At 64.0% G+C, this 12,017-nt stretch carries 10 protein-coding genes; 7 read left to right on the top strand and 3 right to left on the bottom strand.

The window, feature by feature from the left end:
• Positions 1 to 155: 155 nt before the first annotated feature.
• Positions 156 to 887: a hypothetical protein gene (locus AC3WJD_RS03440; protein WP_492744527.1), complete on the top strand. Its 732-nt coding sequence runs from the start codon at positions 156 to 158 to the stop codon at positions 885 to 887.
• A 419-nt stretch (positions 888 to 1,306) separates the two neighbouring features.
• Here AC3WJD_RS03440 and AC3WJD_RS03435 read toward each other — a convergent pair whose 3' ends face one another.
• Positions 1,307 to 2,482: an aromatic ring-hydroxylating oxygenase subunit alpha gene (locus AC3WJD_RS03435; protein ID WP_492744525.1), complete on the bottom strand. Its 1,176-nt coding sequence runs from the start codon at positions 2,480 to 2,482 to the stop codon at positions 1,307 to 1,309.
• Between the two features lie 150 nt (positions 2,483 to 2,632).
• On the opposite strand from AC3WJD_RS03435, the gene AC3WJD_RS03430 reads away from it, so the two are divergent.
• On the top strand, positions 2,633 to 3,247 hold the full coding sequence (locus AC3WJD_RS03430; protein ID WP_492744523.1) for a TetR/AcrR family transcriptional regulator: 615 nt from the start codon (positions 2,633 to 2,635) through the stop codon (positions 3,245 to 3,247).
• Between the two features lie 27 nt (positions 3,248 to 3,274).
• On the opposite strand, the gene AC3WJD_RS03425 is transcribed toward AC3WJD_RS03430, so the two are convergent.
• Complete coding sequence (locus AC3WJD_RS03425) at positions 3,275 to 3,979, bottom strand: glutathione S-transferase family protein (RefSeq protein WP_492744521.1); 705 nt, start codon at positions 3,977 to 3,979, stop codon at positions 3,275 to 3,277.
• Position 3,980: 1 nt separating this feature from the next.
• Positions 3,981 to 4,805 carry a glutathione S-transferase family protein gene (locus tag AC3WJD_RS03420; RefSeq protein WP_492744519.1) on the bottom strand — a complete coding sequence of 275 codons (825 nt, stop codon included), beginning with the start codon at positions 4,803 to 4,805 and terminating at the stop codon, positions 3,981 to 3,983.
• A gap of 220 nt (positions 4,806 to 5,025) precedes the next feature.
• Between AC3WJD_RS03420 and AC3WJD_RS03415 the strand changes: the two genes are divergently transcribed.
• The 5 genes from AC3WJD_RS03415 to AC3WJD_RS03395 all read left to right on the top strand — a co-directional run bounded on the left by AC3WJD_RS03415 (position 5,026) and on the right by AC3WJD_RS03395 (position 12,005).
• Positions 5,026 to 6,534, top strand: a complete 1,509-nt coding sequence (locus tag AC3WJD_RS03415) for an acetyl-CoA acetyltransferase (protein WP_492744517.1) — start codon at positions 5,026 to 5,028, stop codon at positions 6,532 to 6,534.
• Between the two features lie 60 nt (positions 6,535 to 6,594).
• The gene (locus AC3WJD_RS03410; protein ID WP_492744515.1) at positions 6,595 to 7,503 is read left to right on the top strand and encodes a LysR family transcriptional regulator; all 909 of its coding nucleotides are present in this window, start codon (positions 6,595 to 6,597) and stop codon (positions 7,501 to 7,503) included.
• A gap of 286 nt (positions 7,504 to 7,789) precedes the next feature.
• Positions 7,790 to 8,575: an enoyl-CoA hydratase-related protein gene (locus tag AC3WJD_RS03405; protein ID WP_492744513.1), complete on the top strand. Its 786-nt coding sequence runs from the start codon at positions 7,790 to 7,792 to the stop codon at positions 8,573 to 8,575.
• The gene (locus AC3WJD_RS03400; protein WP_492744511.1) at positions 8,572 to 10,662 is read left to right on the top strand and encodes an acetate--CoA ligase family protein; all 2,091 of its coding nucleotides are present in this window, start codon (positions 8,572 to 8,574) and stop codon (positions 10,660 to 10,662) included. The genes AC3WJD_RS03405 and AC3WJD_RS03400 overlap by 4 nt, the downstream gene beginning before the upstream one ends.
• Before the next feature lie 2 nt (positions 10,663 to 10,664).
• On the top strand, positions 10,665 to 12,005 hold the full coding sequence (locus AC3WJD_RS03395) for an MFS transporter (RefSeq protein ID WP_492744592.1): 1,341 nt from the start codon (positions 10,665 to 10,667) through the stop codon (positions 12,003 to 12,005).
• Positions 12,006 to 12,017 lie beyond the last annotated feature (12 nt).

The following is a 12,017-nucleotide window of genomic DNA, read 5'->3' as shown; positions in this document are numbered from 1 at the left end:
TTGTAAACTTGAAATGAGGAACCGGCGGCTTCGCGGAAGCGAAGACCGCGCTATGGGCGGAAAGGCCATGGTCTACAAGCTGATGGAAGACTGGGAAGAAGCTGAAACTGCGGTCTCGGCGCCGCACGGGGCTTCTCAAACTGCGGCAAACTAGCATGGGCTCGGCCTTTCCCGAACCGTCGCAGCTCGAGCAGCCCGAAATGGCCAACAGGCAGGCCTCTGCCGAGCTGAGTGACCCGCTAAGCGTCTCAACTAGTTATATAATCCTGCGCAACGGTATTGGCGTCCTTGGACTCATCTTTCCCATTGTGCTGGTGATCGGTGCGGGATTGGACCACATTCAGGGGTCGCTCAGCGCCTATTATCATTTTTCTCCAGCTCACCCCGGTCAATATGGCGCGGGTACGATGCGCGACATGTTTGTCGGAATGCTCTGCACGATCGGCGCCTTCTTGCTGTTCTATCGGGGCCACACAGTTCCCGAAGATCTTGCATTGAATGTGGCGGGCATCGCGGCAGTCCTTATCGCGCTCTTGCCCATGGACTGGCCGGACTACAGCCAGTCGACCACAATAGCCGCGAAGCTGCATTGTATATGCGCTGCAATATTTTTCGTCATGATCGCATATGTTTGCGTATTTCGTGCCCGTGACACGCTTTGGATACTGAAGGACCCGAAACGTCGCGAGGTCTTTGGACGAATATATCTTGCCTTTGGCATACTCATGCTGGCGACGCCGGCTACGATCTTTGTCCTGGAAGTCGTTCTGCGCCAGGGGCAGAATGGCTATGCGACACTGATCGTGGAGGTTTCTGGCGTCTTTGTCTTCGCCGCCTTCTGGCTGGTCAAGGGGTGGGAGATAAGGTCGTCTTTGCGTCCTCATTAGACAGTGCTGTCAGCGGAAGATTCGCTCGGTGCCATCGGGACCCCTGCTGACGCTATTCACGGGCTATTCCGCCTTAATGGCCCTTATCGGCATCTGGGCCAGATCTTCGCGTGCGCCCGCCGCCTGCGCCGCTAATCATGTGAGGCCGGACACACGGCAGCACCAGAACCTGCGCAATTACCCTTCAAAAACCTCTTGCTTTTCGTCGGGGCGTCCACACACGGAAGTTCGTTCATGCCTTGAGGCGTTTTGCTCCGGCGAGGTCTCGGTTATTGCCCGGGGTGTCAAGGGTTTCCGCGTGGCGGGCCTTCATCCGGGTTGGGGCGTCCACGAGACGTCCGCGCCATCAGCGTTGGCGCTGCCATGCTGAATCAGTGACCGCCGAGCTTCATTGAATCTGCCAATCTTGCAACGGTAATTCACCCAAGAGCATTATCGGCCGGCTGATCCTCCGCGAGATAGCGGTCGAGCCAGCGGTGGAATTGCTGGTTGCCGACTTCGTTGCGGCCGAAGGTAACGCAATCGTGCGCGCCCGATTCCAGACCTTTCTGCACCTTGAGCCCGAGCAGATAGTCCTCCTCATAGGTGACGTCCCCGAAGAAGCGGCACATCTCCTCGACATGGGCGCGGGCGGCTTCATCGGCGGGCGCCTCGCGGCAGATATAGTTGAGGATGGTTCGATTCTCGGCGGGGCCGGGACCTGGCAGAAGTTGCGCGATCTGGCCCATTTCGGGAGCCAGGAAGATCGAGACGTTGGGAAAGAGCGTGCGCGTGAAATCATATCCCTGATTCTCGCACCGGCCCCATTCGTCGCGCGCAATGTCGCGAAGTTCGCCGATCCGGACCTGTGGAAACGCCAGCCGCATGTGCGGGCCAAAGAAATCGTATTTCGCGACATTGGAATAGGTTCGCGGCAAGACCGTCTTGGGATGCGCGGCCGCGAAATGATACCCCTCGATATATCCGTCGAAGGTTACTTTCCAGTTGGCGCCGAAGATGTCGCGGGTGTTCAGAAAATGCCACTTGTCGAGTTCGAGCGCGGCCAGATCGTCAAGCATGCCGCCGAGGAAGGCAGCAACGTCGATCGAAAGTCCGGGGGTGAGGATGACGAAGATCATGCCTGCCCGCTCCTCGCAGGGAAGCGCGGTCAGACCATAGGCCGCTCGATCCACGGAGCCGAACTTGCTCGGATCCGCCACACCGATCAATCGTCCGTCGGCGGCATAGGTCCAGCCATGGTAGGGGCAGGAGAAACGGCTGCAATTCCCCTTGCCTTCCCGCGCGACCTGTGCAGCACGGTGCGAACAGACATTGAGGAAGGCGTGCGCCGTTCCATCCTTGCCCCGCGTGATCAGCACCGGCAGGCCCAGCACGTCCATAGCCTTGTAGTCGCTGGCCTTTGGCAGCTCGATGGAGAGCGCCAGCATGAGCGGGAGGCGCTTGAAGATCAGCGCCATCTCGCGATCGAAGCGATCAGCATCGAGATAGGTCTGGGCAGGAACCCTGAGCAGATCCTCGACCTGGTCGGTCCGATCGTTCTCCACATAGTCGAGCAGCGTTTCCGCAATGTCGCCATAGGTCTGGACCAGATCCATGCTTCGCTTCCTCTCGCCGCTTTGTCAGATTGAACGCATATCGGATACCAGCCGGTATCTGGCGTGTAAATACCGTCCGGTATCCGAGTTAAGTTTTCCCCCTTGCCGCGCGCCGAGTTGTGCACCAAGGCTGCCCAAGGGATGCAGACGTTGAAACGACCGACCCGCAAGGAAAGCCAGGAAGTGACGCGCGAGCGATTGCTCGAGTCGGCCCGGCGCTGCTTCGCCCGGGACGGCTATGACGGCACTTCGGTCGATCGGGTCGCCGAGGATGCGGGGTTTTCCAAGGGCGCCTTCTACTCGAATTTCGATAGCAAGGAATCGATCCTGCTGGAGATCCTAGCGCGGCATCATGCGCAATATATCGCGGATCTGCGTGCGATCATCGATCAAGCGGCGAGCGCGGATGAGCTGAGCGCGGCGCTGGGGCGCTGGAGCGCGATCCGCAACAGGGAACCCGAATGGGCCGGTCTCAATATCGAGCTCCAGCTCCACGCCAAGCGCAATGCACGCTTCAGACCGAAATATTCGGACTATTTCCAACGATATCGCGAAGCGCTCGCCGAGCTCATCGCGTTGCGCTTCGAAAAAGTCGGCCGGCAACCCCCAGCGCCGGTGGACGAACTCGCTTTGGTTCTGATCGCGCTCGCCGATGGCTTGGCATTGCAACGAGCCCTGACCAGCCCGCTGGGCCCGGAGATCACAGGCTCGATGCTGAACCTGGTCTCGGATGGCTGGATCGCGATTGCCGCGCCAGCTCCTTGATGCCTCCCAGCAAGGCAGAGGCGCGGGCTATCGCACGCGTGTCTCGTTCTTCGCGAAGTCATCTGCCTGCGCGTACCAGGGGCCTTGCAGCATTTCCCGTGTCTCCGGCTGCACCGCCTCGAGCCCGACTTGCCTGGCTCGGCGCACCGCCGGGCGTTCGGACATTGCGAGAAACCAGCGTCTGACGTTCACAAAATCTTCGAGCGTCTGGCCATGAAGTCGATGGAACCACGTCCAGCCCCAGCACGCCATGTCGGCGATGCCATAGTCTCCCGAGATCCAGTCGCGCCCCGCAAGCTGCCGGTCGAGCACGCCGTATAATCGCGTGCATTCGTTGGTATAGCGCTCGACCGCATAGGCGTTGCCATCCGCCGCGTAACGGCGAAAGTGATGTGCTTGTCCGGCCATCGGTCCAAGACCGCCCACCTGCCAGAACAGCCATTCCATCGCTTGTGTCCGTTGGGGACCCTCGGCGGCCAGGAACCGTCCCGTCTTTTCGGCGAGATAGATCAGGATTGCGCCGGACTCGAACACCGTCCGCGATCCTTCGGGAGCGTCATGGTCGATGATGGCGGGCACGCGGCTGTTGGGACTGACTGCGAGAAAGTCGGGAGCGAATTGCTCATCCCTGGTGATGTCGATGATCCTCACGCGATAGGGGAGAGCGCACTCCTCCAGCATGATGCTGACTTTCCAGGTATTGGGCGTGGGGAAATAGAGCAGGTCGATCATCTCAATAGTCCAGCGGCAGGCCGATATGGCGCTCGTAGATGCGGTCGCGATGCTCGAACAGGATCGGGTGGAGCGCCGCTGCGATCGCCTTGGGCATCGCCGAATAGAGCGATGAGACGTAATCCGGGATCGGATTGACATCCCTCGGCAGCGGCCCGACCAATTGGGAGAAGCACGCCCAGTATAGGTCCGCGGCGCTCAGGCGGTCGCCCACCAGATACTCTGAACCCCGCCCCCGCTGGTCCAGGAGCTGCGCTGCCAGCGCCCGCAAGATGTCCGCCGCCCTTCGCGGCGCACGGGCCGCCGCTTCGCGCGAAAGGCCATATTGTCGCAGGTATTCGCGCTGGTGTGGCTCGACATCGGCCGGCGCCTCCGGCCCCCAAATGGCCTCGAGCATGTTGAGCCGGCGATTCCATCCAAAGCCGTCCTCGCCGCAGATTTCCATAATGAAGCCGAGGCATAAGGCGCGCTCGGCGGAATGCACCGGCAGCAGCGACGCTCCCGTCCCCAACCGCTCGGCCAGCATCAGGATATCGAACCATCCGGTCAACGGCGGTTCGTCGTCATAGACCGCCGTGGGCGCGTTGCGACAGCCCGTCCAGTCCCGGAGTTCGGCGTTGGCAGCCATAGGTTTCTGCGCCACGGGCACAAACGGCACCTTGCGTGCCCCGAGCATGGCCTTAGCCGCTTCGCCCCAAGGTCCCGGCACACCGGCGCTCAGGACGAGGCGCAGGCCCGGCATCGCCCGGGCCTCGGCAACCGAATGATAGTTCATCCCGTCCTCCCGGCAGCCGCAAGGATCGAGGAGCGGCGGTTCGGCGAACAATGTGGAAGTCGTGTGCTGTATGGTGCGCTCGCGCAGAATCCCAGCCTCAAAAGCCGCACCCTGAGAGAAGTGCTAGCTATCCCCCTCGTCAAAAAGCTAGGAGCGACGAGCGACTTGATGCCATAGCATGCCAGCTTTCAGAAGAGCTGTCCGCATCGGAGCGGGTGATCGCCCAGTTGCCCACACCGAGGAAAGTCAGCCAAGGCCAAGGAGTCGATTTGTGCTGGAACGGGATGAAACGCACCGCATCCCGGTCGTGATCGCAGTGGGCGAAATTTGCGATCGGCCGGAGATCGAGGTTGAGGGGCTGGATTCAATCGAACTGATGTTCGCTGCGCTGCGCGAGGCCGAGCGCGAACTCGGCGTGGCGGTGCTGGACCGGTTGGATTGGCTTGGCGTCGAGGATCAGATTTCTTTCCCCAATCCCGCGCCGCACGAGCATCTCGCGGCACGACTGCCGAAACGGCCGTTCCAGGCCGTGAAGACCTTCGAGGCGAGTGGCGACGGGCCACTCCAGCTCATCAACGATGCCGCCAACCTGATCGGCCGTGGCGAGATCCAGCTCGCCGCGGCGGTGGGCGCGGAGGCGCTTCGTACCGCCGCCAAGCGCGCGCAGGCCGACATCGCCGCCGGGCGGACTCCACCAAAGAGCTCGGTGGCGGAGGTTGCCGAAGAGGCGGCGCGGCCGCTAGCCCGGAAATATGGGCTGCTGACGCCCATCGACGTGTATCCGCTCTACGAGAATGCCACGCGCGCGGCATGGGGGCAGAGCCTTGCGGACGGCCAGCGCGAAAGCGCGCAGATTTGGGCGGGCTTCTCGGCAGTGGCGGCCGCGAATCCCAATGCATGGCTGCGCCGCCCTATGACACCCGAAGCGATAGCCGATGTCACCGCCGACAACCGCATGGTGAGCTTTCCTTACACCAAGCTGATGGTGGCAAACGCGTCGGTCAACATGGGTGCAGCCGTCATCATCGCGAGCCTTGCGATGGCGCGCGAACTGGGTGTGGCCGAGGAACAGATCGTTTATATCGGCCCCGGTGCCGCCGCGCATGAGGACGAGGATTTCCTGAGGCGCGACAGCTATGCCCGCTCCGCCAGCCTGGAGACGACGGTGACCGCCGCGCTCGAGCGAAACGGCCTCGAGCCCGGCGACATCGATCATGTCGAGCTTTATTCGTGCTTCCCCTGCGTGCCGAAAATGGCGCGCAGGGTGCTGGGCTGGCCGCTCAACGCGCCTGCGAGCGTCTATGGCGGGCTAACCTTTGGCGGTGGTCCGATTGGCAACTGCATGATGCACGCCGCCGCGCAAATGGTGGATAAACTGCGCGGAAACGGTGAGCACGGCCTGATCGTGGCCAATGGCGGCTATGCGACCCACAGCCACTCGCTCGTCCTGACCCGCCGGCCTGTGCCGGCCGGCGCCTTTCCGCAGGACTACGACGTCCAGGCGGAAGCCGATCGACGGCGCGGCGCGGTCCCCGAGCTGCTCGAGGACTATGAGGGCGAGGGTGTCATCGAAACCTTCACGATCCCGTTCGACCGCAGCGGCGAGCCACGGCACGGCACGGTGATCGCGCGCACGTCCGATGGCGCCCGGTTTCTTGCACATGTGCCGCGCGAGGATGAGGCCACGCTTGCATTTCTGATGTCCGATCAGGCCCAGCCGGTGGGCACGACCGGACGCGCAGTTCGCAGGGAGGACAAGGTCGTCTGGCAACGATCATGACTGGCTGGTATTAATAACAGCGGCGGCGCGGCACGTATCGCGCCGTCGCGGGAGAGGCGCATGAACGAGCTCGATATCCGGCTGGTCCGGTGCTTCGTCACGGTTGCCCAGGAACGCTCCTTCACCCGCGCCGCGGAGCGGCTGAGGATCGCGCAGCCATGGCTTTCGGTCCAGATCCGCCGGCTGGAAGAGCAGCTCGGCTTCCAGCTCTTCGACCGCAACCGCAATCGCGCGGTCATCGCCTCCCCCGAAGCCGAAGCGTTCCTGCCGGCCGCGCAGGATTGCCTGATCGCCGCGGAGCGTGCGGCGGCCGCCGCGCGACGCATCCGCGACCAGGCGGCCGTCCTGCTCAATCTCGGCGCGCCCGATTTTTCGGTCGAGATGCCGGTGCGTGCGGCGCTTGTGGAGGATTTCCTCGCGCACCACCCGAAATTCGAGATCGAGATCACCAATGCCTGGTCGATCGAGCTTCTCAGGCGCCTCGGCGATGGCGAGATCGACATGGCCTTCACCGTCGGGCCCCATGTCGACCCGCACAGCGAGGCGCTGGTGCTGGCGCGCTATAAACTGGCGCTACTCGTGGACGGCGAACGTGTTAGGACCATGCCCCGGCCGGTACCTCTGGCTGCATTTGCAGGAAAACAGGTCGCCATCTTTCGCCGCAACGTGAATCCCCCCTTTCACGATTCGATTGCACCCATCCTCGAGGCCGCGGGCATCATCGTGACGTACCTGCCGGAATCGGGCCTCCCCGCGATGGTGCATTTTGCGGAGCGCACGGGCATTCCAGCGCTGGTCGGCGAATGGCAGGGCAGCGTGCAACATATGCCCGAGAATTTCTCGGTTGTGCCGCTCGACGAACCCGCGCTGGCGTTCAACCTCAATCTGATTCGCCGTGTCGGCGACCGCCGGCCTGCAGTGGCGGCGCTATGGACCTTTGCGACCAAATCTCTGCGCGCAGCCGCTTGATAGCGGATTCTTATCAAGAACGCTCCGATCCGTATTAGACAAGAGATACCGGACGACTTTAGCTTCATCGAACAACAATGGCTGCACCGCAGGACGGAAAGCAGAGATAATAATGATCGGGAGAGCTGAGCCATGACGATCTTAGAAGGCTGATCCGACGCCGGACGGTAATTCGTCCCATCGCTGACCATTATCTTCCATCAAATTCGCAGCTGCCGCTGATTGCGGGGGACTGTTTGTGCCTGGGTGAGCCTTGAAATCATCAATTCAGCTTCGGAGCCAACCTATGTCCGATGATGCCGATGTTGTCCTCCTCGAACGCGTCGAAGACCATGTCGCGATCGTCACGCTGAACCGTCCCGAAAAGCGCCACGCGGTCAATGGCGCGGTCGCGCGGCGGCTCGACGCAATCGTCAAGGATACCGAGGCGGACCCGTCGGTCTGGGTGGTCGTACTGACGTCGAGCGGAGGCCCCACTTTTTGCGCGGGCGCCGACCTCGCCGAGGTCTCGGCCGGCCGCGCGGCGGAGCTCAGCACGCCCGACGGCGGTTTCGGCGGCTTCGTCGAATCGAAGCGCGACAAGCCGTGGATCGCGGCGGTACGCGGCAGCGCGCTGGGCGGCGGCCTGGAATTCTCGCTTGCCTGCGATCTGCGCGTTGTCGGCGAGAATACCGTGCTCGGCCTGCCCGAGGTCAGGCGCGGACTCATAGCGGGGGCCGGCGGTATCTATCGCCTGCCGCGCCAGATCCCGCGCGCCATAGCGCTCGAGATCATCGCGGTCGGAGAGCCCATCGACGCTGCCCGCGCCTATTCGCTCGGCCTCGTCAACGCCGTCGTACGCGACGATCAGGTGCTAAAGGTCGCGCTCGACTACGCCCGCAAGATCGCCGCCAACGCGCCGCTCTCGGTTCGCGAGAGCCTGAAGATCGCCCGTTCCGCGCATGAGACGCCCGAGACGGAATCGATTGCGGCCATGCACGCGGCGGTCGGGCGGCTTATGCAGACCGAAGATTTCAAGGAAGGTCCGCGTGCCTTTGTCGAGACGCGCGCGCCTCAATGGAGCGCGCGTTGAGCGGGAGCCTCGACACGCTGTTCAAACCGCGCTCGATCGTGCTGGTAGGTGCGACCGACAAATCGGCGTGGTCGCAGCTCATCCATGCCAATTTCGACGCGATGGGCTATGACGGAGAGGTCTGGCTGGTCAACAAGCGGGGCGTGCCCGCGCACGGCCGCGATGCCGTGACATCTTGCCGCGACCTGCCCGGTATCCCCGATGTCGCCTATGTGTTCGTGCCCACGGACGCGGTGCGCGAGGCGATCGAGGACGTCGCGGAAGCGGGCATTCGCAACGCACTGATCCTCTCTTCGGGCTATGCCGAGACCGGCGCCGGTGGAGCGGCGAAGCAGGAAGGGTTGCTCGCCTATGCCCGAGAGAAAGGGGTCACGCTGGTGGGGCCCAACAGCCTCGGCTTCATCAACTACGCGCAAAAGACCCCCGTCTCGCCCTTCCCGGTGGGCAGCGAATATCTGACCGGCCATCTCGCCATCGTCTCGCAAAGCGGAGCGACCACCAATGTCATTGCCGGCTTCGCCCAGCAGCAGGGCATCGGCCTCAGCTACGCGATCGCGACTGGCAACGAAGCCGATCTCGATACCGCACGCGTGATCGACTATCTCGTGGACGACGGCACCACGCGCGTGATCGCGGTCTTCGCCGAGACGATCAAGGACCCAGCGGCATTTCGCGCCGCCGCGCGCAAGGCGGCTGCGGCCGGGAATCCGCTGATCGCGCTCAAGGTCGGGCGCACCGAACTCGCCAGCCAGCTCGCCCAGGCGCATACCGGGTCGGTCACGGGCGATGATCGCATCTTCGACGCGGTCTGTGCGCAGGACAACATCATCCGCGTGTCCTCGATCGAGGAGTTGGTGACCACGGCCGGCGTGCTCGCGCACAGCGGTCCCGTGACAGGCGGCCTCGCGATCGTCTCGATCTCGGGCGGCGCGTGTGAGATCATCGCCGATGCCGCCGAGGAGGCGGGCTTGGCATTACCCCCCTTCGCCGATCACACGCGCGCGGCGCTGGAGGACGTGATCGCCGACTATGGCGCGATCTTCAACCCGCTTGACGTGACGGGCGCCGCGGTCCGCGATCCGGCGCTGTTCGAGCGCATCTTGAAGCTCCTGGCCGCCGATCCGGCGATCGGCATGACCGCCTGCGTCTATGACCTGCCGCGCGAGGCGGCGGATCTTGTCAACCGTGAGGCGCTCGGCTGCATCGGCGCGGGCCTCTCGGCATCGGCGACCCCCGGCTTCCTGATCAACCAGGCGATCCGTCCGGTGAGCGATTTCTCACATGCCCTGATGGCCGAGCTGAGCATACCGGCCGTCACCGGGGGGCTCGATCTCGCCGTCAAGGCCTTCGCCTCGGCGCAACGCTGGTCAGATCGGCGCGCCGCCGATACCCGGCGCGGCACCGGCACCGGCCCGCCAGCAGCCGCGCTCCCACGGCCAATCTCGGAATATGAAGCACTCACTTTTCTGCAAAGTCGGGGCGTGCGGATACCTCTCCTTACGCTCGCCCGGACTGCGGACGAGGCGGTCACGGCATGGCGGGCTATGGGCGGTCCCGTCGTGCTCAAGATCGCCTCGTCCGCCATCCAGCATAAGAGCGACATCGGGGGCGTCAGGCTGAACCTCGACAGCGAGCCCAAGATCCGAGCGACATTTGCCGAGATTATCGCTGCCGCCCAGGCGGCGTACCCCGAGGCGGAGCTCGACGGCTGCCTGCTGATGCCCATGCGGTCGCGCGGGATCGAGCTGTTCGTGGGAACCGCGCAGTCGAGCTGGGGCCCGGTGATCGTCGCCGGTCTCGGCGGTGTATGGATCGAGGCCCTGGCGGATACGAGCCTTCGCCTGTTGCCGATCGATGATACCGAAGCGCGTGCGATGCTCGACGAGTTGCGCGGTCGCCGCATCCTGGACGGCTATCGGGGTGCGCCCGCGGCGGATCTCGGCGCCATTGCAACGGCCATCCGAATGATCGGCGATGCCGCGCTGGCGCTTGGCCCCGATCTCGTCGCACTTGAGGTGAATCCGCTCCTGGTACGCGGCGATCAGGTCGAGGCGCTCGACGCGCTCGCCATTTGGAAAGATCGGTGAGCATGCTCGCGGATTCTCCAGCCGTGGTGCCGCGGACGCGTGTCGCATCGGCTTGGGTGGCGACGGCGTTGCTGTCGCTCTGTTTCACGCTGTCCTACATCGATCGTCAGGTAATGAGCCTGCTGGTCACGCCGATCAAGGCCTCGCTCGAACTCAGCGACAGCGCGATCGGGTTGCTCCAGGGCGTGAGCTTCTCGCTCTTCTACGTTGCCGCATCGCTGCCGCTCGCGCGGCTGGCCGATCGCGGCAACCGGCCTCGCATTGTCGCCTGGTGCGTAGCCTTTTGGAGCGTGATGACGATGGCGTGCGGGCTCGCAGCGGCATTCTGGCACCTGCTGCTCGCGCGGATTGGACTGGCCGTGGGCGAAGCCGGGCTGCCCCCCTCGGCGCTGACGCTGATGGCGGATTTGCACGATCGCAAGGGGCTGGCACAGGGAACGGCGATCTTCATGCTGGCGCCATTCGTGGGCGGCGGGCTCGCGCTGACGGGCGGCGGGGCGCTCTATGCGGCGATGGCGGATTGCGCGCTCCCCTTCGGGGTCGAGCGGTGGCAGCTGCTGTTTCTCCTGCTCGGCTTGCCCGGGCTTTTGCTGGCGCTGATCGTGGCGGCGGTGCTGCGCGAGCCGCGCGCGGGAGCCGCGGCAAATACCGGGAGCGGATCGCTGCGCGATCTTGCCGCCTTCATGCTCGGCAACTGGCGCTTTTGCATGGTCTACGTCATCGGGATCGCGCTCATCGTGACGATCCTCAATGCGCACATCGCGTGGATGCCGACCGCGATCCTGCGGCGTTTTCCGATCGGCGAGGCGGCGATGGGAGCGACCTTCGGACCGATCTATCTCGTCGCGGGCTGCTTGGGGACAATCGCCGCGGGCTGGATCGTCGCACGCGCTGCGAACGGCGCCATGCTGACGCGCACGCTCGAGCAGATGCGATTGGGCGCGGTATTGCTGGCGGTGCCCGCGGCGCTCGCCCCGCTCGTTCCCGCGCTGTGGGCGATGCTCACGCTCGCGGGGCTCGCGGTGTTCTTCACCAGCGCGGTGGTCAGCATGGGATCGATTCCCTTCCAATTGACCGCGCCCGGGCCGCTGCGTGCTCAGGCGATCGCCCTCAGCGGATTGGTGGCGGCGCTACTTGGCACCGGACTTGGACCGTTGCTGGTGGGACTCGCCAGCGACGCGTTCGCCGCGACGGGCGCAGCGCACCCCCTTTCGCTCGCACTCGCGCTGATCGGCGGCGCCGTCGCGCCCGTCGTCGCGCTGATGATGTCATTTGCGTTGCGTCATTCCGCGACAATGCCGGTGCCCGGGCTCGGGGGGACAACCGGCCAGCCACGACAATGAAAAAGGGAGGGA

This window comes from Sphingobium sp. FW306-1B-F04DB (assembly GCF_058781925.1).
The sequence above is the reverse complement of the archived record's forward strand: the minus strand, read 5'-3'. Positions and strand labels throughout refer to the sequence as shown.